Origin of the sequence: Gilvimarinus gilvus, assembly GCF_030518155.1 — a bacterium.
In the GTDB taxonomy this organism is placed as follows: Bacteria; Pseudomonadota; Gammaproteobacteria; order Pseudomonadales; family Cellvibrionaceae; genus Gilvimarinus; species Gilvimarinus gilvus.
Window position 1 is genome coordinate 1 of the sequence record NZ_JAULRU010000689.1, and the last position, 469, is coordinate 469.

Here is a 469-nt window from a genome sequence, read left to right on the forward strand (position 1 = left end):
GTTCGATCAGCAATAGTCGTGTATTGGTCTGTTTCCAGAATACTGTGATCGCTATGGCCGATTCGAAAGGTTGTTCAATCTCTACGATCAGGGCGTTAATGAGGTCATCATCCAGTGGTAGCTGAATGACCTGAGAAGGGCTGTTTATGGTAATCACAGATATCACCGCCTCATCAATTGCCAGAGGGACCGAAAATAAGACCTATAACACCACCGACAACGCCTCCGACAGCAGGGCCTACAACAGGAATAATGACACCAACACGGGCTCCGGCTATCGCTCCGGTTACAGCCCCCGTGATACTAGGTTCTACCGTGATTGAATCATCGGTCATTGAGCATTTAGCTGAGGAAAACATGTGAACTCCTTGCAATGGATATCAAACAGAATGCAGCGAGCGCTGCTATGCAAGGTTGTTATATATAGATGTAAGGTAACTTATTACGGAAAGGTCGTTGCCCCTAGCGG

Annotated in this window: 1 protein-coding gene; it reads right to left on the reverse strand. The window is 47.3% G+C overall.

The genetic code is table 11. The annotated features are described in order from the left end of the window. Positions 1 to 173: 173 nt before the first annotated feature. Entirely contained in the window at positions 174 to 359 is a 186-nt protein-coding gene (locus tag QWI17_RS16980) for a hypothetical protein (RefSeq protein ID WP_302723711.1), read from the reverse strand. Positions 360 to 469 lie beyond the last annotated feature (110 nt).